23 protein-coding genes are annotated in these 25,959 nt (G+C 38.9%); 6 read left to right on the top strand and 17 right to left on the bottom strand.

The genetic code is table 11. From position 1 onward, the window contains the following. Positions 1-455: 455 nt before the first annotated feature. On the bottom strand, positions 456-1,241 hold the full coding sequence (truA, locus tag SFU91_05005) for a tRNA pseudouridine(38-40) synthase TruA (protein ID MDX2128377.1): 786 nt from the start codon (positions 1,239-1,241) through the stop codon (positions 456-458). A 183-nt stretch (positions 1,242-1,424) separates the two neighbouring features. On the opposite strand from truA, the gene SFU91_05000 reads away from it, so the two are divergent. The 3 genes from SFU91_05000 (at position 1,425) to SFU91_04990 (ending at position 5,292) form a co-directional block, all read left to right on the top strand. Continuing rightward, a complete protein-coding gene (locus tag SFU91_05000; GenBank protein MDX2128376.1) occupies positions 1,425-3,350 on the top strand; it encodes an alpha-amylase in 1,926 nt (641 codons plus the stop codon). A 99-nt stretch (positions 3,351-3,449) separates the two neighbouring features. Continuing rightward, entirely contained in the window at positions 3,450-4,358 is a 909-nt protein-coding gene (locus tag SFU91_04995) for a PfkB family carbohydrate kinase (protein MDX2128375.1), read from the top strand. A gap of 43 nt (positions 4,359-4,401) precedes the next feature. After that, positions 4,402-5,292 carry an ABC transporter permease gene (locus SFU91_04990; protein MDX2128374.1) on the top strand — a complete coding sequence of 297 codons (891 nt, stop codon included), beginning with the start codon at positions 4,402-4,404 and terminating at the stop codon, positions 5,290-5,292. Positions 5,293-5,383: 91 nt separating this feature from the next. Here the strand turns inward: SFU91_04990 and SFU91_04985 are convergent, their stop codons facing one another. Both SFU91_04985 and SFU91_04980 read right to left on the bottom strand, forming a co-directional pair. Next, positions 5,384-7,456: a tetratricopeptide repeat-containing sensor histidine kinase gene (locus SFU91_04985; GenBank protein ID MDX2128373.1), complete on the bottom strand. Its 2,073-nt coding sequence runs from the start codon at positions 7,454-7,456 to the stop codon at positions 5,384-5,386. Between the two features lie 111 nt (positions 7,457-7,567). Further along, a complete protein-coding gene (locus tag SFU91_04980; GenBank protein MDX2128372.1) occupies positions 7,568-8,215 on the bottom strand; it encodes a cyclic nucleotide-binding domain-containing protein in 648 nt (215 codons plus the stop codon). Between the two features lie 240 nt (positions 8,216-8,455). On the opposite strand from SFU91_04980, the gene alaS reads away from it, so the two are divergent. From alaS to SFU91_04965, 3 genes are all read left to right on the top strand, one after another. Further along, positions 8,456-11,122: an alanine--tRNA ligase gene (alaS, locus tag SFU91_04975; protein ID MDX2128371.1), complete on the top strand. Its 2,667-nt coding sequence runs from the start codon at positions 8,456-8,458 to the stop codon at positions 11,120-11,122. A 44-nt stretch (positions 11,123-11,166) separates the two neighbouring features. Then, on the top strand, positions 11,167-11,958 hold the full coding sequence (locus tag SFU91_04970; protein MDX2128370.1) for a glycosyltransferase family 25 protein: 792 nt from the start codon (positions 11,167-11,169) through the stop codon (positions 11,956-11,958). A gap of 100 nt (positions 11,959-12,058) precedes the next feature. After that, positions 12,059-12,520, top strand: coding sequence for a hypothetical protein (locus SFU91_04965; GenBank protein MDX2128369.1), 462 nt, complete (start codon positions 12,059-12,061; stop codon positions 12,518-12,520). A gap of 285 nt (positions 12,521-12,805) precedes the next feature. Here SFU91_04965 and SFU91_04960 read toward each other — a convergent pair whose 3' ends face one another. From SFU91_04960 to SFU91_04895, 14 genes are all read right to left on the bottom strand, one after another. Next, on the bottom strand, positions 12,806-13,099 hold the full coding sequence (locus SFU91_04960; GenBank protein ID MDX2128368.1) for a hypothetical protein: 294 nt from the start codon (positions 13,097-13,099) through the stop codon (positions 12,806-12,808). A gap of 366 nt (positions 13,100-13,465) precedes the next feature. After that, positions 13,466-13,618, bottom strand: a complete 153-nt coding sequence (locus SFU91_04955) for a hypothetical protein (protein ID MDX2128367.1) — start codon at positions 13,616-13,618, stop codon at positions 13,466-13,468. 1 nt (position 13,619) lies between these two features. Then, positions 13,620-14,450 (bottom strand): DUF488 domain-containing protein, encoded by an 831-nt coding sequence (locus SFU91_04950; protein MDX2128366.1) that lies wholly within the window; start codon positions 14,448-14,450, stop codon positions 13,620-13,622. 191 nt (positions 14,451-14,641) lie between these two features. Continuing rightward, a complete protein-coding gene (locus SFU91_04945) occupies positions 14,642-15,019 on the bottom strand; it encodes a hypothetical protein (GenBank protein ID MDX2128365.1) in 378 nt (125 codons plus the stop codon). 238 nt (positions 15,020-15,257) lie between these two features. Further along, on the bottom strand, positions 15,258-16,268 hold the full coding sequence (locus tag SFU91_04940) for a DUF4868 domain-containing protein (protein ID MDX2128364.1): 1,011 nt from the start codon (positions 16,266-16,268) through the stop codon (positions 15,258-15,260). Then, entirely contained in the window at positions 16,265-16,885 is a 621-nt protein-coding gene (locus SFU91_04935) for a hypothetical protein (GenBank protein ID MDX2128363.1), read from the bottom strand. Before SFU91_04935 ends, SFU91_04940 begins: the two co-directional genes overlap by 4 nt. Further along, positions 16,885-18,300: a restriction endonuclease subunit S gene (locus SFU91_04930; GenBank protein MDX2128362.1), complete on the bottom strand. Its 1,416-nt coding sequence runs from the start codon at positions 18,298-18,300 to the stop codon at positions 16,885-16,887. Before SFU91_04930 ends, SFU91_04935 begins: the two co-directional genes overlap by 1 nt. Further along, entirely contained in the window at positions 18,300-20,453 is a 2,154-nt protein-coding gene (locus tag SFU91_04925) for an N-6 DNA methylase (GenBank protein MDX2128361.1), read from the bottom strand. Before SFU91_04925 ends, SFU91_04930 begins: the two co-directional genes overlap by 1 nt. 38 nt (positions 20,454-20,491) lie before the next feature. Continuing rightward, positions 20,492-21,400: a hypothetical protein gene (locus tag SFU91_04920; protein MDX2128360.1), complete on the bottom strand. Its 909-nt coding sequence runs from the start codon at positions 21,398-21,400 to the stop codon at positions 20,492-20,494. Positions 21,401-21,441: 41 nt separating this feature from the next. Then, positions 21,442-21,735: a hypothetical protein gene (locus tag SFU91_04915; GenBank protein MDX2128359.1), complete on the bottom strand. Its 294-nt coding sequence runs from the start codon at positions 21,733-21,735 to the stop codon at positions 21,442-21,444. Between the two features lie 376 nt (positions 21,736-22,111). Further along, positions 22,112-22,807: a DNA-binding domain-containing protein gene (locus SFU91_04910; protein ID MDX2128358.1), complete on the bottom strand. Its 696-nt coding sequence runs from the start codon at positions 22,805-22,807 to the stop codon at positions 22,112-22,114. Between the two features lie 343 nt (positions 22,808-23,150). Next, complete coding sequence (locus SFU91_04905) at positions 23,151-24,401, bottom strand: hypothetical protein (protein ID MDX2128357.1); 1,251 nt, start codon at positions 24,399-24,401, stop codon at positions 23,151-23,153. 47 nt (positions 24,402-24,448) lie between these two features. Next, positions 24,449-25,546, bottom strand: a complete 1,098-nt coding sequence (locus SFU91_04900) for a hypothetical protein (GenBank protein ID MDX2128356.1) — start codon at positions 25,544-25,546, stop codon at positions 24,449-24,451. A gap of 164 nt (positions 25,547-25,710) precedes the next feature. Then, positions 25,711-25,959, bottom strand: a 249-nt coding sequence (locus SFU91_04895) for a hypothetical protein (protein ID MDX2128355.1), incomplete at its 5' end; no start/stop codon positions are given.

The following is a 25,959-nucleotide window of genomic DNA, read 5'->3' as shown; positions in this document are numbered from 1 at the left end:
TTGGTAGGGCTTTTACAAAATTTGGCATTAAATATAAGATTAATAAACTGAAAAATTTAATAGATAAGGATACGAATAATATTGACAATTTTATCGAAAGGTGGTATAAAAAGTTTACTCCTAATAATGTTGATTGGAATGGCAATATAATTAACTGACTAAACTCAAGTCCGCAACCTCATACGCGATAACGCCAAAGGCATAACCAGCATTCAATACGATTTGTGGAATTTTCGATGGAACGAATATTAGAATATTTAATAGAACATTCAACGCCAAGCGGGGTCGTGAATGCTTCAAGAGTAATGGTTTTTTCGAAAAACTTGATCGAGGGTTCAAAAATCAGAACATTAAAATTGCATACGCTTTAAGCATTCATCAAATGAATCTCACAATTATTAATTTATTCTATTTCAAAAAAATTTTATCCTTACTCCCAATTCCAAATTAATAATTCAATACTCGACTTTCCACAAAAAAAGCCCGGAAGGCTCAGCAAGGGCCGAGGCATTATCAACGGTCTTTTCATTGAAAATCGCTTCAAATTCATTCTGTGATATTGCTCCCGCACCGACTTCAATTAGTGTGCCAACAATAAGCCTCACCATCGAATGCAAAAATCGATTCGCGGTAATCTCAAACATCAAGAGCTCATTGCGGCGAATACTCCGCCACTTTGCAAATTTGAGAAAGCATCGGTAATGCTTGGACTCCGCATGTTTTTTTGAAAATGAAGCGAAATCGTTCTCTCCATAAAGATGAACGGCTGCGGCATTCATTGCCTCAAGATTGAACGTCGTTGCATTGTATTTACGCGGTGGATAAAATCCGGTGAAACGAGATAAAAGCGCCGTTGACTTCGTAGCAACAAAATACCGATAGGTTCGGCTCACCGCGCTATACCTTGCATGAAAATCTGGTGGCGCTTCAACCATATCTATTACCCTGATACCTGAGGGGAGCATACGGTTCAAGGCATATTGCAATTTGAAAATGGTCATTGGGTTTGAAGTATGAAAGTTCGCGACTTGCGCCTTCGCATGAACCCCGCTATCGGTACGGCCGGCGCCAAATACTTCAATCGGCTCTTGTAACACCTCAGCTAAAACTCTTTCAATTTCTCCTTGAATTGTATGTTGATGAGGGTTTTGCGGCTGACGTTGCCAACCGGCGAAGTCGGTTCCATCGTATTCTATCGTGAGTTTGAAATTTCTTGGGTTTTCCAAGTCGGATATAGACACAAGTGTTGGTAATTAATTAAAACAAAATGAAACCAAGCATTTTGGTTGTTAGGAAAAAAATAGCAATAAATATGACGATTGAATGGAGAATTCAATGAAAGGCGTATATTCATAGCAGCAATGATCTTTCTCCCAAAATCATCGCCATAAAACCATATCAATCATTTTTCTCAAATATATCCAATGTCCTTACAAAAGGTCGTTAGCGCATTAAAGAATTTGAATGGCACAAAAGGGTTAACCTACTATGTTCCAAAAATCTGGAAAGGCCAATTCGAAAACGGAAAAGAATCCGTAAACCCGCAAAAATACTACACCGAAGCGATTCAGGAAATCTTGGCGAAGCCAAAGGAATCTGTCGTTTCAGGGAAAGGCGGTGAATGGTCAAAAAACTCGGTGATTTATAATTTGTTTGTGAGAACAACCACGGCCTTTGATCACAATGGAAATGGAACCATTGATTTGATCTCAAATCCTGACCCCGGTTCACCCTGCTTTCGCGAAACCGGAACATTCTTAAAGTCAATTGCGCTTTTGCCCCACATCAAAAAACTTGGCGCCACCGTCGTTCATCTGCTTCCGATTACTGCCATTGGACGCGATGGAAACAAAGGCAGCTTAGGCTCTCCTTACGCGATTAAAAACCCTTACAAACTTGATGACGCGCTTTCTGAACCCATTTTAGGTTTAACGGTTGAAGAAGAATTCAAAGCATTTGTAGAGGCCTGTCATCACTTAGGGCTTCGGGTTGTGGTGGAATTTGTTTTTCGTACCTCAGCCAAAGATGGCGATTGGGTGAAAGAACATCCTGAGTGGTTTTATTGGATTGATGACCGAGTTGAAAACCGACCATCGGGAGCTAAGGATGAAGGGCGATATGGAAACCCGATATTTACACCAATCGAACTTTCGGTGATTAATGCAAAAGTTGCTGAGGGCGATTTTTCGAATTTGCCCGAACCGCATCCGATTTACCGATCGTTCTTTACGCCAACCCCTACAACTGTTCAAATGAAAAACGGTCAATATATTGGAACTACCGAAGATGGCCGACAATGCAGAATCCCCGGAGCTTTTGCGGATTGGCCGCCGGACGATACCCAACCACCGTGGGGCGACGTGACCTACTTAAAAATGTATGATCATCCCGATTTCAATTATATCGCCTACAATACCATTCGGATGTATTCAACCGAACTTGCGCGAGAGGAATTTGCCAATAAACCCTTGTGGGATAAAATAATTGGAATCATTCCGTACTATCAAGAGACATTTGGAATCGATGGCGTAATGATTGATATGGGGCATGCCTTGCCAAGCGAATTGAAAAAGAAAATGGTTGCTGCCGCCCGAAAAATAAATCCCGACTTTGCTTTCTGGGATGAGAACTTTGACATCACGCATAAGAGCAGAGAAGAAGGCTATAACGCAGTGATTGGAAGCATTCCATTTGTTGGGCATAAAACCGCGGAACTGAAAAAGTTTTTGGCATTTTTTGGCGAGCAGGGAATTCCGGTGCCTTTTTTTGGAACTGCTGAAAGCCATAACACGCCACGAAATGCGTCTCGCTTTGGTGATGGCGAAATTGGAAGAAGGTATGCAAAATTTATGTTTGCGCTCACTTCGGTGATTCCTGCCATTCCTTTTATACATAGTGGCAGTGAAATTGCCGAGTGGTATCCGATTAACACCGGTATTGGATTTTCACCTGAAGAGTTGAATCTTTTCCCCTCGGAAAAGTTGCCGCTCTTTAGCGAATACGCGTATGATTGGGAGCAGGAGCAAAGAGCAGAATTTGCAGCGTATGTGGCAATGGTGATGAAAGCACGAAGCAAACATTTAGAGGTTATTACAGATACCGCCGCCGGAGCGATGCGGGTCATTGGCGACGTTCATCATCCGGTGTTGATTTTAACACGAAAATCAAAAGATCGGATTTTGCTTTTTGTCTCAAATACAAATTTTTATGGGACTGAAGAAATTCAAATTCCACTTGATACCAAGAAAAAATCGCTTAAGGATGAATTTGAAGGGCGTTCCTTTGAGTTGAAAGGGAATATGCTTTCATTGATGCTTCCGCCCGGGGAGTCGGCTCTTTTTGAGTTGTAATGTTTTGCTTAAGATGAACATTTGACTTTAGTCGATATGTTTTGAAATGAAATTTTGAACTGGTTTAACTCATAATTAATAACTTTTAATTTATTTTGAATGTCTATTCTTGTTGTTGGTTCTTTAGTTTTTGATACGCTTCACACCCCGCACGGAACGGCGGATAATATTTTAGGTGGTTCTGCCACTTATATCACCTTGGCAGCAAGTCATTTTGAAAAACCCGTGCGGCTTGTAGGGATTGTTGGATCTGATTTTAATCAACATTTACCTGTTTTTACCTCCAGAAAAATTGATACCGAAGGCTTGCAAATTGTTGAAGGCGGCAAAACCTTCCGTTGGGGCGGGAAGTATCATGATGACATGAATACCCGCGATTCACTTTATACCGAGCTCAATGTCTTTGCCGAGTTTAATCCCGTGATTCCTTCGTCTTATCAAGAAACCGAGTTTATTTGCCTTGGAAATATTGACCCTATTTTGCAACGCCGCGTTTTAGAGCAAGTGAAAAAGCCAAAACTTATTGTTTGCGATACAATGGACTTTTGGATTAGCGGCATGCTCAGTGAATTGAAAGATACTTTGAAACTCGTTGATGTTTTGATTATCAACGATAGCGAGGCAAGAGCGCTTTCGGGTGAGCGCAATCTCATCTCAGCCGCGAAGAAGATTCGTGCAATGGGTCCAAAAATTTTGGTAATTAAAAAAGGGGAGCACGGCGCACTTTTATTTACTGATTCAAGTTTCTTTTCAGCAGCGGCTTTTCCACTTGAATCAATCTTTGACCCGACTGGCGCGGGTGATACTTTTGCCGGCGGCTTTGTGGGGTATTTATCGCAGTGCAATGATCTTTCTGAAATGAATTTGCGCAAGGCGGTGATTTACGGCAGTACACTTGCAAGTTTTACCGTTGAAAAATTCGGAATTGAAAGGCTTGCAGAACTGACGAAGAAAGATGTCGAGGCGAGATACAACGATTTCCTGCGCATTTCTCACATTGCGCCTTGAGCGAAATGCTCTTCAAAATGAGTAAAGGAGCGAAGTCGTAACGATGGCACTTCCGTATTGGGTACGCGAAAGCTTCTCGGGGTTTCAACGCGCGAAACTTTCCACCACCGTTACGATTCTCACCGTGGGGATTTCGCTGATTATCCTCGGATTTTTCACCGCGCTTTCGCTCAATGCCACACGCATTTTGGATGAAATCAAAGAGCAAGTGGAAGTGGAATATTTTCTTTCGGAATCGCTGACAAAAGAAGAGATGGAAACTTTGCTCATCGCCGCGAAATCACAGCCGTGGGCGAGAAAAGCAGAAATTATCAGCAAAGAGCGAGCGGCAGAGATTTTTAAGAAAGAATTTGGTGAAGATATTGTTTCGATTCTAGGAGTAAATCCGCTGCCGGTTTCTCTGCGGCTTTCATTGTGGCCTGCGTATGCCTCACTTGATAGCTTAGAACTCACCGTCAAAAGGTTTCAAGCAATTGCGAAGAGCCGCTTCCCCGAGCGTAATCCTATCCTCGAAACCCGCTACAACAAAGAGTTTTTGCTTGGGCTAGATAAAAATGCACGACTTCTCACCTCAATTTCAATAGGACTTGGTTTCATCATTTCATTGGCATCAATTGCCCTTGTTTCAAATACCATTCGACTCGCGATTTATGCAAAGCGGGATATTATCAAAACAATGAAACTTGTTGGGGCAACGAGTTTTTTCATAAGGGTGCCATTCATTTTAGAAGGATTAATGCAAGGCTTATTGGGTGGCGTGATTTCAGTGGTTGCACTTAGGCTGTTTCAGCAAGCCATTCAAGCCCTCTTACCGGTTGTGTACGAAGCCATCCGAATTGAAAATCCCAACTTTTATTTTGTGCTCATTCTGATTGGTGCCGGATTTGGTTTGATTGGAAGCATGTTTTCGATTCGAAAGTTTATTGCAGAGTAGGGAAGTTCATTTTTTTGAAACTAAAATTATTCTCAAATCCTGAACCGACTCTATCTCAAGCGAAAGCAAGCACAACGGTTTTCGCATTTACTTATTGAATCGGAAGCAAAACGCGGAAAAGAGTTCCTTTACCAATTCCTTCTGAAAAGGCTTCAATCGAACCTCCGTGAAGTTCCACCAATTGCCGTGTGATTGAGAGTCCAAGACCTGTAGAGCTTTCGCCTCCCGTTGGCCGTGCAGAGAGCCTTTGAAACTTGCCGAAGAGCAGGGTTTTATCGTGTTCGCTTAACCCCTGACCTTCATCACGAACGGTGAGTTCAACAAATTCTTTGGAGGCAAATTCATTGTTTATGTTTGCATCTGCTTTATTTTCCCGATTGGCATAGGGTGAAGATGATTTGGAAATAGAAACTTCAATTGCTTTTTTCTCCTCTGAAAATTTGATGGCGTTGCTAATAAGGTTCGCTACAACTTCTCTCATTCTCGCTTCATCAGCAATGATGCTAAAACCTCGCTCAATTTTGGCTTCAAGCCGCTGTTTTTTTCGCTCCGAAACGGGTTTAAATTCTGTCACGCAATTTTCAACCAATTCACCAATATCCAGCACCTTTGGTTGAAGCGAGATTTTCCCAGATTCAAGAGCGGCATCATCCAAGAGTTTGATAATAATGGCAAGCATCCGTTGAGACCCTCGTTGAATGTGCTCAATCATATCAATGGCTTTTGGTGGCAATTCTTGCTCTTCTTTAATTAAAGATGTAAAGCCTGAAATCGTCATCAAAGGGCTCTTCAAATCATGAGCGGCAATGCTGAGCAGTTCCGATTTAGTTTTATTGGCGTTTTGCAATTCTTCGTTCAGCAACCGAAGCTTTTCATAACTTTCAATTAACTTTGCTTCAGAGCGCTGCTTATAATAATAACGATTGGCGATAAGAAATGTCGCAAGAGCCAGAAAGAGAAAGCCGCCAATCAAGACATTTCGAACCAAGCGTTGGTTTGAAATTTCCAATTGACCAACTTCATACGATTTTTTTAGCAATTCAATCTCTTTTTGCTTTTGCGCATCTTCATGCTCAGCCGAGAGTTCTGCCGAGCGTTTAGCGATTGATTGCACAAAGGCCTCATGTTGCAAATCTGAAAAATACTTGTGGTATCGCAGGGCTTCCGAGGTATTTCCCATTAATTCATAAGTATTCACCAGCGAAAGATAGGCATCGGCGGTTTCGGCCTTTGCACCGACAGATTCAGTCATTTTCACGGCAAGCAAAGCCAAGTCAATGGCCTCTCTATACTTTCCTTGTTTTCGCTTTAAATCACCAATAGCGATATATGAATTCGCAATTCCGCGGGTATCGCCAAGATCTTCATCAAGTTTAAGTGCACGAATATGCAAAGGCTCTGCCATTTCCAATTGACCTCGCCGCTCGTAAATTCTTGCAATGTTGAAAAGCGTTTGGGAAAGACCTTTTTTAAAATTGATTCGCTCTTTGATATCATTGGATTGTGCAAAGAGAACCAAGGCGGTATCCTCATTCCCCAAGTCTTCTGAGTAAATCAAGGCTAAAGAATTGAGTGTGGTTGAAATCCCGCGCAAGTCTGAGATTTTCGTTCGCAAATCAATTGCCATTCTAAAGTTTGTCACTGCTTTTTGAATTTGCCCTTGCCTTGAATAGATCGATCCGAGCGAGTGAACCGCAGATGCAATTGTAAAAGTATCTCGAAGGGCCTCTCCGATTTTTAAGGATTGAAAATGCTTTTCAAGTGCTTCTTCATAACGAACTTGACGCCAATAAATGATTCCAATAGCGTTATAATTTTTTGCAATGCCGAGCGAATCGCCGATTGAAGAAAAAATATTGAGCGATTTGATATAAAATTGATAAGCCTCTTTGTAATTACTTCCTAATGATGCAATGAGTCCGATATGATGGAGCGCGCGCGCAACACCTTGTCGATATCCCATTTTCTCGGAAAGTACCAACGCTTCTTTGGCTAAGCTATCTGAAAGTTTGTAGTTTCCATAAAGCTCGTTTTCTTCTGCCTTTTTAATGAGAAATGAAATTTTTTCGATGGTAAGGGAAGACTCATTCTCGGCATGCCCTCTTGCGGTCGTACAGAAAATAAAGATAAAAAGTAGGAATATTTTTAATGTTGCAGGTAGCATTCAATTCTTTGAGTGATTCATATATTAACGAATCTAAGGAATGAGGGTCTTATCTCAAACACCGAATTCTTGCTTCGAAAAAAAGTAATTGTCTGTTAATAGCGTTATGGTCTATTTTTTTGTCAACTTTTTGGAAAGATCGGCGCCGAAGGCAGTTTGAACCCCATTCTTCAAGGTTTGATCATGATCAAGCAAATTATGAAGCGTTTCTTGCTTCCACAAAAGGCAATGCGAATCTTCTTCTACAACAACTGTCGCGGAAGCCATATTGCCGGTAATAAAACTCATTTCACCAATGAAACTGCCTTTTCCTAATTGAGCGACGACCTTATCATCAACCAAAATCGATAATTTCCCGTCATAAATAATCCCCACATAAACCACTTTTTTTCCGCGTTCAATGATGATCGTGCCTTGTTTGAGGGTTTGCCATTCACTGACTTTTAAAAGCCGCATAAACTCAACCGGTGTCAGATTCCGGAATACACGTTCATAGATTTCCTTTTCCTCGACCGTGAATTTGACTTCCTTCCGCTCCCGAATGATGACATAAATCTGATAGGCATTCACCGAGATAAAAACCAAATTCCAATTAATCACAATCCAAAGGGGCTCTTGTGGCGCAAAATAATTAAATGCAACACCTCCCGCGCTTGCAATAATAGACAAGACTCGAAGCCGGAAAATATCGCGAACAAGGTATGAAAAGGCAATCAGCAAAAATGCCAAATTCCCAAGAATGTCAAAGACAAGACCCATTCAAACAAAAAACTATTTTATGAAAATAAAGCGCAAAGATAGTATGAAAGCAGGGAATGAATAAAGAAGAATTGAAATGTAAATCAGTTCAAAAAGTACTTGGTTGCATCTTATCCTAATAAAGAATGAATTTGGGTTGAACTTTTCCAATCGCTTCGCCGTGCGTAACTTTACGGTTAATCGCATTTCAAACCATTCTAACAAACAATTTCAGATTTAACGAAAGGAATCTCTGTCTCAATGAAACCAGCGCCAACGGCCAAAGACATTCGCCAAACATTTCTCGACTTTTTCCGCTCCAAACAACACGAAATCGTTCGCTCCGCACCCGTCATTCCGGCTGAAGACCCAACACTGCTCTTCACGAATGCAGGGATGAATCAATTTAAGGATGTGTTTTTGGGAACAGGAAAGCGGCCGTACAAACGCGCTGCGGATACGCAAAAGTGCATTCGCGCTTCAGGTAAACACAACGACCTTGAAGATGTCGGCCGCGATACGTACCACCACACTTTTTTTGAAATGCTTGGGAATTGGTCATTTGGCGATTACTACAAAGAAGAAGCCATTGGCTGGGCGTGGGAATTGCTCACCAATGTTTGGGAACTGCCAAAAGACAGGCTTTATGCGACAGTTTATACCGATGATGACGAAGCCTTCGACATTTGGAAAAATTTTACCGACATCGATCCCTCCCATATTCAACGCCACGGTGCAAAAGATAACTTCTGGGAAATGGGTGAAACCGGACCTTGTGGCCCGTGTACCGAAATTCATATTGACCTTACGCCCGATAAATCCGGTGCAGCCCTTGTCAATAAAGGAGATGCCCGCGTGATTGAAATCTGGAACTTGGTCTTTATCCAATACAATCGCAATTCAAAAGGCGAACTTGAGCCGTTGCCCTCAAAACATGTCGATACCGGAATGGGCTTCGAGCGTGTGGCTGCGGTCTTGCAAGGCAAAACTTCGAATTACGATAGCGATGTCTTTACACCGCTCATTTCCGAAATCTCCAAACTCACCGGGAGGCCATACACAGCGAAGTTGGAAGACGAAACCGACATTGCCATTCGTGTCATTGCCGATCATATTCGTACACTATCTTTTGCCATTGCCGATGGCGCCACACCAAGTAACGAAGGCCGCGGCTATGTCCTGCGCCGAATCCTGCGCCGCGCTGTTCGTTATGCGCGGGTTCTCGGCCAAAAAGAAGCGATGATTTATAAAATTGTGCCTGCACTTGTAGGTGCAATGGGCGAAGTTTTTCCCGAACTTGAAGAAAAACAAGCGCTCATTGAAAAGGTCATTCAATCGGAAGAAGAAAACTTTTTGGTGACGCTTGACCGAGGGATTGAAATCTTTGGTGAAATCTCCACGCAAGCCAAAGCAGAAGGGAAGTCACAAATTTCAGGTGAAGACGCCTTTAAACTTTACGACACATTCGGTTTTCCGCTTGATCTCACGCGGTTGATGGCTTCTGAAATCGGTCTCTCGGTCGATGAAGACGGCTTCGAGGCCAATATGCAAGCGCAGAAAGATCGCGCGCGCAAAGACCGCAAAAAGAAAATGGCTATGCCCGAAGCAGCCGAAGGCGCGTGGGTGAAGTTCAGCACCGGAAAGGAATCGGCTTTCAAAGGGTATTCAAGTTTGCAGGAAAATGCCAAAATCCGCCGCGTTAAAAAAGTGGGTGAGGAGCTTTTCTTTATTTTGGATAAAACACCGTTTTATGCTGAAAGTGGCGGACAGGCGGGCGATAGCGGCATATTTGAAACTGCACAATACCGCATCTTTATTCGCGATACGCAAAAAGATGGCGATCAAATTCTTCACATCGCCGCGCGATTGGAAGATAAAGAAACCGGCCGCGATGTCGTCATTCATGATTTCACAGTCTCCAGCCTTGCAAAAGAGGTTCTCGCAACCGTAGATGGCGTAAAGCGCGCCGCCACAATGCGAAACCACACCGCAACCCACCTTTTGCATGCCGCGCTCAGAGCCGTGCTTGGGGAGCATGTGCAGCAAAAAGGCTCGCTTGTCAATGAAGAGCGCCTGCGCTTCGATTTCAGCCACTTCGAGAAGGTTACCGAAGAAGAGCTGCAAAAAATTGAAGAATTGGTGAATGCTGAAATTCGAAAAGCCAAAGTTGTGGAACAGCACAACGATGTTGCGTTTGAAGAGGCAAAAGCAATGGGCGCTTTGGCCTTCTTTGGCGATAAGTATGGCGAAAAGGTTCGCGTAGTTGAGGTTCCGGGCTTTTCAATTGAATTCTGCGGCGGCACGCACCTCGAAAACATCGGAGAAATCGGGCTATTCAAAATCGTCTCGGAATCTTCCATCGCTTCAGGCATTCGGCGCATTGAAGCCATTACCGGAAAAGCCTCTGAAGATTTGCTCCGAAAATCAACGCAACAACTTTCAAGCATTAAGCAAAGCCTTGGCGTGCAAAGCGAAGACGACGTACTTGAAAAGGTTCGGAAAATATTGGATGAAAAGAAATCGCTTGAAAAAGCACTCGAAAAAGCACGGCTCGATGCGGCAATGCACACCTTGGATGCCTTTGTGGAACAAGCCGAAGTGATTGGCAACGCCAAAATTGTGGCTCAAGAGGTGCAAGCGGGCGGAGAAGAACTTCGCCAATTGGGAGAAGCCTTGCGCTCGAAATTGAAAACGGGCGTCGCGTTGCTTTATAGCATTCAGGAAGAAAAAGTCTCTTTGGTGGCAAGTGTTTCCGATGACTTGAAATCGAAAGTCCAAGCCGGAAAGCTGGTGGGCGAAGTGGCGAAACTCTTGCAAGGCGGCGGCGGCGGCAGACCCGAACTCGCAACCGCCGGTGGCAAAGATGCATCCAAACTGCCGGAAGCGTTAGCACGCTATAAAGAATTGGTGAAAGCACAACTGAATTAAATCCAATAGCCAATTCAAACGACTTAACCTTTCATCGACTCACAATGACTGGCAATACATTTGCGGCACTTAACCGCACATTCGCGAAGATTTATGTCATAACTCTTGAGCGGGCGAAAGACCGGCAAGCGCAGTTTCAAAAGAGCCTTGCCGGGATTGATTATGAAGTGGTTTATGGGGTTGATAAGCAGGTGCTTTCGTTCGAAACTTTGCGCTATGCCGGGGATTACCACCGTGAGCGGGCAATGAAATTGAACCGATATGTGATTGAGCGCGAGCTTACGCTTGGGCAAATTGCTTGCTCACTTTCGCACCGCAGCATTTATGAGAGAATGGTCAATAATGGGATCGAGAACGCGCTCATCTTTGAAGATGATGCCATACCGATTGCCGCCAATCTTCATCGACTTGAAGCCACCCTAAACGACCTTCCTAATTCTTGGGAACTTGTGTACTTGGGCTACACCACCCACGAAAAACCAATTTCAAAATCACGTGAGTGGCTCTATAATTCTCTTTATTCGGTGTGGCACGGGCATAAGTACCGATGGCGTGCAAAAGATGTGCCCTATTTATTTCCCCGTGAATATTCGCAAAATCTTTATTTAGCCGGCTACCACGACTGCACACATGCCTACGCCCTAAATTTGAACGCCGCCAAAAAACTTTTTGATTTGCAACGGCCCGTAGTTTACTGCGCTGATAGCGCTCTCACGCATCTCATCACGCGCCACCGCTTGAATGCCTTTGCCGCCCGCGCCAAATTTTTCGATCAAGCTGATTTTGCTTTAGGCCACGATGGGAGTACTTCGTATGTGGTGGGGAAGGAAGGGTGACTTCTTACAAAAAAATGACAAATTTAGGGATAATTTTTTTTAAGGACTTTCTTACTTTTGTCAAGTTTAAAGTCAATGAAAACACTTCAATGAAACGGCTATGTCAAATAAACTTCAAAAATCAGCTTTGCCTTTAACCTCGCGCATCCTCATTGCTATCTTCATCCTTCTAGGGCTTCAAGCCTGCACCACGCCGCTTGACCCTACCGATGGCGAATTAGAATGGGATGGCTTGGAAGGCACTTGGGTCTTTACGGCTTACGAATCCGAAGGCAATGTTTCGGCTTTTGAACGAAGCTCGGCATTTGATGAGGAGAAAAAGGGAATTCGATTTGAAAAAAATGGCGCAATGAGTGAGCGCGAAAATGCGGGTTGGTGCGGCACGCCTCCAATTACCTACATGAATTACGAAGGGAAGATCATTTCAAAATCGGAAAGTGAATTGGTTTTTGAAGTAGCTTACTGGGGCGGAATTAAACGAATGACCTACGAAGTATCAGAATTAACTTCTACCACTCTTAAATTGCGTTATATTGATTCGGAGTTTCGGGAGAGGGAATAATCGATTAGGGGTGAAAAATAAATAAAAAAGGGGTTCAAAAGTTGAACCCCTTTTTTTTACACACAAACTCTAAGGCCAAATAGGTAACACGACCAAACCCAATCGGCTATAGTCTTAACAAAAGCCACGAAAAGCGACTCAACCCATCTGGTTCAAATAGGATTGTCATAATCAATAAAAATTTGAACGCGATATTTGACTTAAGTTGGTTTTCAAGCTCCTGTCAAAGTATTCTGCTTTGCATTGATATGAAGGGCTTTGGCAAAGTGCTTGCAAATAGAGTTGTTAAAATAGTTTCCCTTGTAGTTCTATTTTAGGTTGAAATGTCCCGATTATGATGAAGGGATTTGGAGCTATGTTGTGAAACTGTGCCGTTGTGCCTAAGAAAAAATGCAAGTCTTTAGTTTTAGCAAAGTCATCAAAGTATTTTTTGCGAACATCTGAAATTGCTTCCTGTTCGTTCCCTTTGTGTCGGACAAGGCAGTTCCAAAAAAGTTGGCCTGTTTCCCAATCTTCAATCATCATACGGCTTTCGGTGCCTTGATTGTCTTTGAAATGAAATTTGAATTTGTAAGGCACTTTCTGAACTACTACAAATTTTCCTTCCTTTTCACTTTCAAATAGATTGAGTTGGTTTAGCTTCTCTAATTTCTCCTTGTCCCAATTTCGTTCAACAGGTTCGGCAGTAAAATCTAATATCTCTGTCGGTTTGAAAACGGCTAATGAAGTACAGATTTCTTTGTTTTTGGCTTCTGCAATCAGTTCTGTGAGGTTGTAATAAATTTTCCTTAAACAGATTTTTTTACGTTCTTCCCAATTATTGGCTGTATCAATATGTCCAACAACTTTTATTTCGGAATTTATACTACGAGGTCTGAAACTTTCAGGTCGGAAATCGCTAGTGTTCTTGACTAAATCAACTTCTATCCAGTTGTATTTTTTGTATTACTCATTGTAAGATTTTTTTCGGAACGGTACAGGATAAAGCCGTATCCAAGTACCATCTTCTCTGAAACCTGCCGTGCAAACCAATTCATCATACTTGACAGAAAGTGTCGGATACGTTTTTAGAAAGATTAATACTTTCGTCAATGCCATTTTAAATATGATTTACTTCATAGTCAAAGCCGGAAAGGTTTTCTATTGCTTCGGCTAAGTGCTTGCGGTGGCACTGGCAAATATTGGCTTCAAAACAGGTTAGAGCAATGCGGTTGTGTTGCTTCAATAATTTTAGTATTTCGTTTTGATGTGCTTTCGTATGTGCCAAATTGTTTTTATGGTAAACGGCAAACAATTTATCGTAATCGCTTTGGGTTTTGAGTTCCTGACGTTGGTCGCTTTGTATGCCCACTTCGGGAATATGCACATAATCAATACCTACGCTGGCGCAAAACTTTTTCAACTGGCTTTTGCTAAAACCGTATTTCATGCTCAACGGATTGTTGCGAACGTCCACCAAAACTTTAACATCGTTTTTTAGCAAACGAACCAAATATTCTTCGAGGGAAATACCTTCGTAACCGATAGTAAACAGCACTGTTTTATTGCTTTTCGGTTTGGCTTTTGTAATTTTTTCTATTTCCTTATGGCTTAAAATACTCCCAGTTACTTCACTTTTAATGGCATAGAACGGAAAATTGATATAAGTGTGCTTCATTAAAGCATTGGCACTCATATTTCCGTAATTGGATTTTACTTCCTGCAACAGTTTTAGGTCGGAATGTTTCAGTTGCTTCAAATAATCAGTTGGGTCTTTTTTGGCAAAAGTTTTTTCATCTTCGATTAAAAATCCCCTTGTAACCATTGCCGTCATATCGGCATTGGCAGAGTAAGAATAGCAACCAAATTTGTAGGGGATAAAATCATACTCAGCTTTTGCTTGCTTTTTGGCAAACAGGAACAACAGTTTTTGCAAGCGAATTTTATCCAATCGCCCGTCAAAGATTTGCAGTAAAGCCAGAATTATTTTTCGCCTATAAAACATATTTAAAATTTAGGAAAATACACCGTCTCAACCTCACAAAACTCAAACGCCTAATTGAACAATACTTTTTGCAGTTGCTCGGTGGTTTCCATAAGCAGAAGTCGATATAAATTTATCTCAGATATCTCTTTTTTGACTTATAACAGAATTTTTTTGTATTTGCTAAAATTAAGTGGAGTATAATCTTCTAAATATACCTCAATGACACCCAGCCCCTTGGTGTTTAGTTTACCAATTAATTCAAATTCGCTCCACTTCGGAAATTTATGAAAAATTCTATTTATAAAATATATATTATCTAATTTAGAAATATGCCCAAAAGCATAGTAAGATGAATCCATATATTCAATATTGTACTCTTTGCTTGGATGGATTTTAGTTAAAATAATACCTTGAAAGTTAACCTTACAGTCTGTTTCCTCATCCCAAATAACAATTGAGTGGAATAAATTAAAAAAACCATTTTTGCTTTTTACTTTTAATTTAGGAAGGATAATATCACCTTTACTAAACATTGTTATCATATTTTATAGTTTGGAAAAATCAATTTGTGGTAATGATTTATACTCTATATTATTAATCAATATAAAGAAAGAAAAGGTTTTTTTTTGTGCAAGATTTTTATTTCGTTTTTTTTAAATTTCTTGCAAGCTTTGGGCTATCGGTCAATAACAATAAATACTTTTCGGATAGCTAAGCCGAGGTATCTTTTTTAACAAGTAAACGAATTTTTATATACTAATTTATTATACTTTAATCCAACTTTTCACCGGCAAAAGTACCGTATGATTTACCAGAAACCTCACCTTTTTTATAGTAATCACATAGTAACTTAACCACAATAGATAAATCTTTTTCATCTTCAATTAAAATTTTATCATTTTTTACTTTTAGTTTTTCATTGTGAAGTCTTGATATTTCTTGCATTTTGCTGATAGTATTTGTATTTAAAGCACTATAGTTACCAATTTTGGAAAGGCGGACAAGTTTTCTGTGAATTGAAGGATTGTCTTCAATTTGCTTTTCAAGAACTTCAAGCCCTTCTATCATTTTGGTTTTTTCAAGTACAGCCAACACTTCTTTTGCTTGTTCCTTAAATTCTTCTTCAAGTCCTACGATTTGCTCAAACTGTGTTTTCTTAGCTATGTAAAAAATATCATCATAAAAAATACAATCAATTTGCTTGTCTAGGTTTACTGTCTCGCCTTGTATCAATTCAAGTTTTTGGCTTTTCGTGCCGAAAACTGTCCGTATGGCTTTTTGTATAACACTTTTTTTGTTGCCTTCTTTTTCATCAATTGCAACTTTACCTGATAGAATTTTTCTAAATGTATAAATCCATTCTGAACCCTTTATGTGAAAACCAACACAATAAGCCCAAAGCTCTTCATTCAAGATAATTTCTTCAAGACTTGTTATTCTTGGTGGTTGTGATTTGAGTTGTTTGTTTACGACATCAGCAAATGACATTGCATTGTTTGTCATTTGATAAGTAAACAATTTCTGTGTATCATCAGTGATTATGTCATACTCTTGAAGTTCAGTTTTCTTTGCTGCAAGATATGAAAGTTGTTCTTGTGAAAGTTCGTGCAAATGTTTTTGTATTTCATCGACTACGTCTATTTGGTACACTTTGAAAATATATTTGTCCATTACCTTGCTTGATTTCTTAAAGACAGGTTTAAGAACCCTCGTTATGAAATAGAGAAAAGTGTTTTTCACTTTAATCTCTTGGAGTTTTTCTGATAGTTCTTCTAAAATCATTCTTCGGAGTTGTTGATTGCGAAAAATAGTTTATGACCAATTTCGTATATTTTTAATTCCTCATTATCCTGCAAATAATTATCTTCTATTATTATTAATCCATTTCTTTCATTTGACCCATCAATATAAATAACCTCATATATAGAATAAAATACACTTAAAACTGGATTGATTAGTAATAAAGAAGAATTAATATAAATTCGATAAATTATAAAAAGTAAGAAAATTACAGAAACAAACTCATAATACCCATTGAAGCTTTGGAAAAGAAAAGGGATGATGTATGTTGCAATGTAGCCAATAGCCTCACTGTTTTTATTCTTTACATCTTTAATTCGTATAGGGCGTCCATTTTCCGCAACACTTTTAATATTTCGTAATGTAAGCCAAAAACCAAACCCACCAAATATTGATATTAAAGAAAGAAATGTAGATAACCCAAATTTAGTTATAAATAATTTGATAGATGGATAATCTAAACCACTAAAGTTTAGGAAACTGAAATTCTCAAATAGCTGACGAAAAATAATGAGTAAAAATAGAGGGATATATGAAGTAACAAACAATGCAAACTGTGCAATGCCGTGCAAATTGTTTATGTTCCCTTTTTTACCCATTAGTTCAATAATATTTCTTCAATTTCTTCACTTGCTTTTTTCAAAAGTTCGTTTGTCTTGTCTTTGAGTTGTTGGGCTTGTTGTCTGATACCTGTAATGTGTTCCACTATTTCTTTTTGTTTGTCAAGTGGTGGAACAGGAACTTTAATAGCTTTGATTTGGTCAAAGTTTATATTTGGTTGTGCAGATACAGTTAAAAATCTCTCAGCTTGCTTTTTACAAATTTTAGAATTGATAATATAAAGCAAAAATGATTTGTCAATTTCAAGGTTGTCTTTAAGAATAATCTTGGCAATTGCTTGATTGATATTTGCTTCTCCAAAGTCGATAGGTAAATATGTGGCTATGCCAATTGAACCTGCCATTGTATATAGTAATTCACCGCCTTTAAGTATTGACCTTGTCATTTTTTTATGAAGTTCTTCAGTAATGAATGTTATTTCACCAAAAATGCCATCACTTGAAATGTTTTGAACTTTTAGAAAAGGAATACCACTATCTACATAACTTTCACCTTTCCAAAGTGGTGTCTCTCCCTTGGTAATTACTTGAATTAAAGTGGAGAACTTTATAAACATTTTATTGTCCAATATTTTGTCAAGAACTGCGAATTCTTCCTTATGATAAAATGGATCAAAACGATTATTTGAAATTTCCTTTAAAGTCCTTGTAAACATTCTATTCTTCAAAGTATTTTTGGGCGGTTCAGGTAGTTTTATTCCTAATTCCTTTAACAAATAATCGTCAATGCTTGAAAGTAGTTTATCTGCTTCTGCTTCGTTATTTTGCTTTTGAGCAATAAAATCAAAATAAATTTTCACAATTTTATCTTGTGTTGATTTTTCTGGCAATGGAATTTCTAAACTTCTATATTCTTCTGCGTTAATATTTGGCTGACCTGTTGTTCTTTGAATTGCCTTTATCCATTTCTTATAAAATTCTGTTTGCGTATAAGCAAAAATATATTCAGGCAAAACCTTTGTTTGGTCAAGTTTAAACCTAATCATATATCCTGCAAAAAAGCAATTATAGCCAACGTTTTTGTGTAAGTAAGATTTACCTACGGTATTGCCACTTCTTGCAAGCAATAAATCATTTTCATTTAAAAAATATTTTTCTTCAATTACAGAAGCAGTTTTACCCAAAACATTTTCTAATTCTCCAAAGTCATTAATGTCTGTTATTCTTATATAACGAGGTTCTGTGTTTGAAAGCCTTTCAATGCCAATTTCATTTGCTCCGTATTGTGGATTTTCAAGAAGAAGGTTTTTTACTGGAACTTTTTTATCCTTAAATCCTTGAATTGACTGCAAATAAATATACCAAGAAGGATCCCACCGTTTTTCCAATTCGCTTTTTTGCAAAATGAAAACTCGGCTTTTGTTGAGTGTTGGTGAAATAGTATAACTGCTCATCACTTCTCGGTCTTGTTAATGTGAGCAATAAACTTTGATAACTCTTTGCCTATTTCAATCAACTCGTTGTTGTTGGTGCTTCTGCCAGTGGCATCATAGCCAATATCTTCGGCTATTGCCATAAAAATAGGGTAGTCTTCTATAGCGGTTTGTTTTGCCAAAAAATATTTTTCGGTCAATTCTTCTTTCAGCAAATTCACTTTGTCGGTAAATGCAGCTTGTACAGCCGACTTATCGGCTTGTATCATTTCTGTAATTTCCTTTTTGTTGGCTTTCGGGTTTTTTGCTTTTGCATCTGCTTCCAATTTCTTTATAGCATCTGCTTTTTCCTTTTCCCATTTCTCAATGGTAGCAATATACTTGTTGTCGGTTTTTACCTGTTCTTTCAGTTTTGCTTTTTGGTTGCTGATTTTTTCAGTTTGTTTGTCTTTGTGTTTACGCAAAAACAAAACAGAACTTTTTACGCCTGCACCTGTGGCACTAAAAGCGGTTTGAGGCATAGAAACAACGGCAACAATGCGATACATTTCTTCAATGTTGTCCCGCACATATTGCAAACTGCTATTCGTAAGAATACCGTCAGGAATTACAACAGCCAAATAACCGTGTTCGGTTAAAAACTTGTGGCACTGCTCCAAAAATAAAACTTCGGTGCTTTGGCTGTCACGCAAAGCGGCTTTGCCACTTGCGGTTGTATTCAGCCAATCCACTTCTTTAATTGCCAAATTATATTGGTGCATATATGCCTTTTCGGTTTGCTTAATGCTGCTTCCGAAAGGTGGATTAGTAATGATGAAGTCAAACGAATTGTATTTAAACTCTTTGTTTCCCGATTTGGCTTGCATTTCGGTGTCACTTAAAAGCCCGTCCGATGCAATTACGTTGGTGTGTCCGTCATCGTGAATAATCATATTCATTTTGGCGGTTCGGGCAATTTGGTCGTTTATCTCAATACCAAATAGGTTTTTCTCTGCGAAGTCGTGCCAATATTTGTAATGGTCTTTTTCGTCTTTTATTGGGTCGTAAAATTCGTTGGCTTGTTCTCTCACTTTGTCCAAAGCGTATAGCAAAAAGCCACCACTTCCGCAGCTGGTGTCAAGTACTCTTGATTTGTGCGTAATTGGCAAACTGTCCACAATGAATTTTACAATTGGTCTTGGTGTAAAATATTGCCCGAAGTCGCCCCTGAAATAACTGCCCATAAACGTCTCAAAAGCTTTGCCTTTGCTGTCAAGGTCAGTTTTATTGAGGTTGATACGCTGAAAGTATTTTACAATGGTCAGGGTTTCTTGTGCGGAGAGTGTAATGCCGTCTTTAAAAACTTCGGGGGCTTCTTTTTCGCCAACCGCATAAATTTTCTTGATGCGTTTTAGCAAATCTTCCGGGTCTTCGTCACGGAAAATTTGAAAGTCATAAGGTTCGCCTGTTTTTCTTGGGTGCTTCTCGTCCCAAATTTTACAGAAGATAAGTTTATCCAATTCGTCAAACGCAACACTTGGGTTTCTCTGACCACCGCCCCAAAGTGCTTGATGCGCTTGTATGAAAATTTTTGTCAGTTCGGTTTCACTGACGGGTTGGAGTTCAAAAAATTTCTGTTTAACAACAGAGTCGGTCTTTAAGGTAATAGAAGAATCATCATTTAGAGTTTGCGAAAGACCACCTTTCACATACTTGTAAAGTGCAAGTTTATTGATACCAAATTGCGGTATATCTGGAATTTCAATTCTACTTTTCGGTTTCTTGTTAGGTATTTCGTAGTACTGGTTTTTGATACGAGAGGTTGTCCAAACATATTTTGCCCCTTCGGCAACTGCGTAACTGTATGCTTGGTCAACGGCAATATTGAATTGTTGGTCGGTTAAATCTTCTTTTTTGCACTCAACTAAAATGTAGGTTTCTTCACAATTATCATCTGAATAAACAATAATGTCAGCTTCTTTGGTTTCTGCGCCCATTTGAACAGGTACATAAATTTTAATTCGATGATTGGGGTACCCATATAAGAAAATCAAAGATAAATAAGCTTCTACCTGTACTTTTTCTTCTGGATTACTATAATTTCTTTTCTTATTATTGAATAAGTAATGAAGAGTGTTAGTTTCATAGTCTAAAGAAATTAAACCCTCTTTGATCCCTTTCTCGATTAGATTCATATAAATAATTGGAATAAATTATTATTTAGGCATAAGATTTATTCATTGAAATATAAAATATACTTTTCTTCGTCTGAAGTTGGTATAAGCTTTTCAATATTAGTATGGATTTTTGCTGAATTATCCATATATATAATTTCAATTTTCTTTATCTTTAATTTCTCAACTAAATCTGAAAGCCAGATATACTCAAATTCATAAATTGCTGATTTAAGTGGTTCAATTGGACCTACACATTGAATTCTTTCAGTAAAACCGCCCCTTTTTTCTATGTAAACAGGATCTCCAACGGGATTTATACCAGAAAAGCTTATATTTATGTATTTTATAGTTTTCTTTGAAGTATTTATAACATTGAATGAAACTCCCATACCCTCTGTATACTCGCTTACTTTAAATGGCTCGAGACTATTTATGCATATACCATTTTTCTCGTAGTAAGCTTTAATTTTTTTTGCCTTTTCTTTTTGTTGCTTATAAAACAATTGCCAGTTATTTAATGCATATTCTTTATATTTCATTCTTTTTTCAAAGTCAAGATATAACATTTCATTATAACTGCGTTCTTTTAAAATAATTGCACTCTCCTCAATATATAATTTTCTTCCTTTATAAATTATTTCGTAATATTTTTCACCGTAATTACTTATTAAAGGGCTGTAAGTTTTGTAAATAGCTTCAAGTATTGGCACATCAATTAAATCAAATAGTTCCTGTTCGTACTTTGGTTGGTTTGTACTGTCAAAATTATTAATAACTAATGCTTTTTTAATAATTTCACCAATAACAAGGTTGCTGTCAATATTGTTTATGTGATAAATTATTAGGCTTAATTTATTTTTCTTAGAATAATTATTACAATCAAGAAGTAATTGTCTTGCAAATATTTCATTGCTTAAGATAACAAAAATTAATACATGTATGAGTGTGCAAACTAATTTGTTCATTTTTTTCTATTAGTAAAAATATGATTAAAAAAATGTAGTAGTTACTTCTTCTCCTTCTCCAAAGCCTCTTCAATCGCTTCTTTCAATTCTTTGAGTTCCTTTTCATTGAAACTGGAGGAAGTAAACCATTCATCGCCTTTTTTATACACCTTTTCAACTTTGAAATTCTTCCACGTGGTGCCGTCGTCTTTTGCATTTTCCCAAACGCTAATTCGTGAACTGCCTACTTTATATATTGCTTTGGGTTTCTTTTCTTGATTAGTGCCATTTATCGGATTTGTACTTGTGAGAAGGAGCAGAAAGGGAATAAGTAAATAAATATTGTGCTTTTTCATCGGTATTTGTCCTTTTTGAATGTTTTGTTTTAGTCAGGTATTCTGAATTTCGCGCCGTTTTACTCTCAAGCTTGGCGGAGAAGTTTACTTTCAATATTGACGGAAAGCGTTACTTTCAATATTGGCAAACAAGTTGACGCTCAAGCTTGGTGGTAACGGTTTCCCTCAAGGTTGGTGGCAAGCGTTTCCACTAAGCCTTAAAGTAAGGAAAATTATGCCTTAAAGTCAACTTGTTTATGCCTTATAGTCAAGATGAATATGCCTTATAGTTTCCGTGATTATGCCTTATCGTTACGCTCACTATAAGGCATTGTGCTTTTACGGGTGTATTATAATGGTAAAATCAATATTTATTACCAAAAGTAATGTTTGCCGCTTAAACAACCCTTAGCGTATCGGAAAGGGCACCTTTGCGGATGACATTATCTTTGGTGTAGGCTCGGCGTACCTCAAGGGTGTAGTTTCCAGCTGTAAGGGTTGGAATGCTAAAGACCAATCTTCCTTCAGTTCTCGAAGCCACAACTTGAACCCGCGTTTCAGCGCCACCGGTTGCAACAAAGAAAATCCCTTCTTGGGCATTGCTTGGGTTAAACTTCAACTCTTCACCCACAATTTGACCGATGCCATTGGGTGAAATCACACCATTGGCGGTATTGGTATTGATGTTAAAGAATTCAAGCAAGACGGGAGTTGGTGTTGGCTGAAGGGTTTTTTCGGGTCTGGCGTTTTGCATTTTTTCCGCAAGCAGGGTGCCGGAAGAAAGCGTTGCGCGGAGTGTATGGCGAGAGGGGTCGTAAGAATCGGTTGCGCTTTCAAAAACGCCTGAGATTCCCGAGCGGATATTGACGAGCGGTAGATTAACAAAATTGCCATCGACAATTTCATCCGTCACCACATCAAAGAAAAGATTGAGTACAGCACGGGCGTCGGTTTCGGTAACCAAGGTGCCGCGCCGCACCATTTTAGAAACAATATCATCCAAGTTGAAGGATGAATTCGCAAGAACACGCGCCGATTGGTCGTTCGGGTCGGGCGTAACCGGATTCGGTTGCAAATAATACGTGATAGGCATATAAAGAGTGTTTTATGTTTATGAGAATTATAATATCTCAACGCTCGCACTCACGCATCACTTAAAATGCCTTAAAGGTGGTTGAGCTTACGCGGGATTTCGGGCGTGGAAGCGCACCAGATTTGGGCAGAGCAGCGATAGAGAGAACGATCAGAACATCGGGAAACGGTGAAGGTTTCTGATGATCGAATTGAGATGTTTTGAGTTTAGTGTTTTTATTAAAAAATTCCAAATGACCAAGACTACTTTTTTGACATTTTTTGAAAAAAGGGCAGTGTTCTCTGCCCTTTCTTTTTGGTGTAAAAGTTTCCTCTTTTCGAGGGATCTTTTGCAGGTGTGGGATTTATAAGTTTATTTCTGCTTTTCGTAACTCGCGTTTTCCATTTGGTAAGCGTGCAGAGTAAAAAATGAAAAGTTTTTCATTGGCAAGGTAGAATTCGGGGTCTAATCGAACATTGGCGGTTTTAGGCGTGACCATAAAATTAACATCGGTTTCGAGTAACGAGCATACCCACGTTTCTTGGTTTGCACCGGTGGGCAGAGCAGAAGTATTGTTATCAAGGATTTGATAAAGCGCATAATATTTTCCTTTCCAATTAAATATTTCAAAGGAACTGCAAGTCGTCGCATTTAAAAAAGTTTGTGGCGTAGGCTTGATGGATTGCTGCTCAGTATATAGATTTCCATTGAATTTATACAATCGTCCTTCTCCTGAATTATTGATACCCCCAAGCAGATATTTTTCATTGTTCATGACTGCGGTAAAATCATCAATATGGTCATAAATGTCATTAGTAACATCCGTAATGACCGGGCTGCCCGTGGTGAAATTCGCGCTTCTGATTTGGAGTTTATTATTTGAATTCATAAAACCATAAATCATTTCCGGAAGTCCGGAAGTGTTGCTTCCGGCACCGGGAACAGGCCAAAACCAACGCTGAATCGAAAGAGTAATCGGGGAACTGTTTGTACCGCTATAAACCCCTAAATTTCCACTGGTGATTTGCATTTCATTATTAGGATTTGCCATATCAATAACCCAAATTTGGATTCGATTTTGCGGGTCGCGCTGCGTATAGGCAATGAGGGAAGAATTTCTATTGGGAACTCGTGCCGGATAAGGAAGAAATCGGGTATTATTGGAGGGTGTCGATAAGGTGGTCAAGGTAGGGGCGTTGTTTCCATTGGGGCGGAATATTAAAAATTTACCGGAATTATCAAGAGTCACAGAAAATTGCCCTTGCGCGTCAACGCCCCATTGCGGATTAATTTGTTTATCGGGAGAATAACCGGTTCGTTCATATAATAAGTATTGTTTCCCGGTCCCATCTCCACCCAACGTGCCGGTTGATTTATCCATTACACACATCCAATCTCGAGCAATATTATTTGCTCCACCCACAAGCTCGGTGAAGGTCATATACTGCATATCGGGTGAAAATTCGATATTAAAATAAAAAGTATTTCCATCACCTAACGCAATATCACTGATAACAGTTGGCTGCGGTGATTCGGGTGTAACGATTGTTTCATTATTTGAACAGCCAGCGAAGAAATAAAAGATTAGAACGAGAAGAGATAATATTTTTTTCATAAACAAATAGATTTAAAAAGTGAAAGAGATAAAAAAAATGAATAAAGTTAAAGACCTAAAGGGGTTTCGCATCTATGTAAATCGAACGCGGATTGACCGATCGGCTTCCCATAATAGTATATCCAAACTTTTGAGTTTCCGATTAAATATTCAGGATCGAGAGTTACACCATTTAAGGTACTAATTTTGATTTGAAGTGATTCTCCAAGAATTCCCTTTAACCATATTTCTCCTTTGGTGTTTCCCGGAATTCCACCACCTTCATAGACTTGATAAGCGCCAAAAGTTTTACCATTGATTGTAAAAGGTTCAAAGGAGGTTAAAGTATAAGGTAAAATAGTGGAAGGTGTAGAGTAACTTTCGATTTCAGTATAAAGCCCATTCGTTTGCTGTTTGCAAATGGTCAAGATACTCGCGTCTTTGCTACTGAATAAATAATTTTGATCATTTATAGTGAAAGCTAAATCATCCACATGATGAAAAGAATTTCCATCATTTGTAATTTGGGTAGATGTTTGAGTTGAGCTATCCCAAAGTTTAATATCAAATTTTGGAATCGAGGAATTTCCTCTAAAAGGATAAAGTAATTTTTCCGAATTTTTAACCCATCGAGGGAAAGTTAATTCATAAGCAGAGCCTGCATTATTTGGGATTTCTTCATTCACAAAAATTCGAGTGGTGAGATTATCGGAGCGAAAACAATAAAGTTTATCTTTTCCGCCAATCGTGGTTGATTTTACCACATAACTAACCCAAAAATAAGGCTTTGAAGGATTGTAAGAAACATTGATTAGGGTTTTAATATCCGAATTAATAGTTCCTAAATTTGTTTTTATGAGCGTATTAAAACCGGTTTTTCGAACGAGAATAAATTCTTTGCTTGTATTCAAAATTAAAAAAAACGACCCTTGAGAATATTTTCCCCAATATGGCCACCCTTGGCCTTGAATATTATCGATAAACTGTTTATTGACTAAATCAGGCAAGCCCGTTTCTAAATTTACATCAGCATAATATACTTTTTGAATTGTACCACTGGGCTCTACCCAAGTCATTGAACGTCCATCATCCGAGAATTCTACCTGTGCAAAATTATTACCAATAATGATGTCATTTGCAACAAATTGAATAGGAATTTCAGTCATGAAGGAATCTTCATTATTATAACAAGCGCATATAGTTGAAAGTGAAATCAAGGAAATCAAGAATTGAAAGAAACGATAATTAATTTTATTCATAAAAAGAGATTTAATGATTAATTTTATTATTTGATTTCATTAGATTTACTTAAAAATAAAAAAAAGTGAATTTAAAGCCCGGTCTCGCATCTTCTTAAACGTAATAATGTGGTCGGGTCAAGTTTTTTATCGGGATTGGCGGCGTCATCGACTTCAGTATAGTAAATATAAAGTGTGGTTGAAGTGGGGTAGGGTTCAGGGTCAGTTCGAACTCTTACAACATCATCAGAAACTTTTTTGAATGTTGGAATTGGAATTCCAACCGTGGCGATCCAAATTTCTGCCGGTTCACCGGAGGTTTCTAAAGGTGAAGAGGAAGT

The organism is Chloroherpetonaceae bacterium (genome assembly GCA_033763895.1).
Lineage (GTDB): Bacteria > Bacteroidota > Chlorobiia > Chlorobiales > Thermochlorobacteraceae > JANRJQ01.
This window is presented reverse-complemented; position numbering and strand designations above follow the sequence as displayed.

Coding starts and splice junctions, on each gene's coding strand:
- SFU91_04900 (MDX2128356.1), bottom strand. CDS start 25,546: ATGACTGAAATTCCTATTCAATTTGTTGCAAATGACATCATTATTGGT.
- SFU91_04915 (MDX2128359.1), bottom strand. CDS start 21,735: ATGAAAAAGCACAATATTTATTTACTTATTCCCTTTCTGCTCCTTCTC.
- SFU91_04985 (MDX2128373.1), bottom strand. CDS start 7,456: ATGCTACCTGCAACATTAAAAATATTCCTACTTTTTATCTTTATTTTC.
- SFU91_04980 (MDX2128372.1), bottom strand. CDS start 8,215: ATGGGTCTTGTCTTTGACATTCTTGGGAATTTGGCATTTTTGCTGATT.
- SFU91_04940 (MDX2128364.1), bottom strand. CDS start 16,268: ATGATTTTAGAAGAACTATCAGAAAAACTCCAAGAGATTAAAGTGAAA.
- SFU91_04995 (MDX2128375.1), top strand. CDS start 3,450: ATGTCTATTCTTGTTGTTGGTTCTTTAGTTTTTGATACGCTTCACACC.
- alaS (MDX2128371.1), top strand. CDS start 8,456: ATGAAACCAGCGCCAACGGCCAAAGACATTCGCCAAACATTTCTCGAC.
- SFU91_04945 (MDX2128365.1), bottom strand. CDS start 15,019: ATGTTTAGTAAAGGTGATATTATCCTTCCTAAATTAAAAGTAAAAAGC.
- SFU91_04935 (MDX2128363.1), bottom strand. CDS start 16,885: ATGGGTAAAAAAGGGAACATAAACAATTTGCACGGCATTGCACAGTTT.
- SFU91_04920 (MDX2128360.1), bottom strand. CDS start 21,400: ATGAACAAATTAGTTTGCACACTCATACATGTATTAATTTTTGTTATC.
- SFU91_04925 (MDX2128361.1), bottom strand. CDS start 20,453: ATGAATCTAATCGAGAAAGGGATCAAAGAGGGTTTAATTTCTTTAGAC.
- SFU91_04910 (MDX2128358.1), bottom strand. CDS start 22,807: ATGCCTATCACGTATTATTTGCAACCGAATCCGGTTACGCCCGACCCG.
- SFU91_05000 (MDX2128376.1), top strand. CDS start 1,425: ATGTCCTTACAAAAGGTCGTTAGCGCATTAAAGAATTTGAATGGCACA.
- SFU91_04990 (MDX2128374.1), top strand. CDS start 4,402: ATGGCACTTCCGTATTGGGTACGCGAAAGCTTCTCGGGGTTTCAACGC.
- SFU91_04970 (MDX2128370.1), top strand. CDS start 11,167: ATGACTGGCAATACATTTGCGGCACTTAACCGCACATTCGCGAAGATT.
- SFU91_04930 (MDX2128362.1), bottom strand. CDS start 18,300: ATGAGCAGTTATACTATTTCACCAACACTCAACAAAAGCCGAGTTTTC.
- SFU91_04905 (MDX2128357.1), bottom strand. CDS start 24,401: ATGAAAAAAATATTATCTCTTCTCGTTCTAATCTTTTATTTCTTCGCT.
- SFU91_04955 (MDX2128367.1), bottom strand. CDS start 13,618: ATGGCATTGACGAAAGTATTAATCTTTCTAAAAACGTATCCGACACTT.
- SFU91_04965 (MDX2128369.1), top strand. CDS start 12,059: ATGTCAAATAAACTTCAAAAATCAGCTTTGCCTTTAACCTCGCGCATC.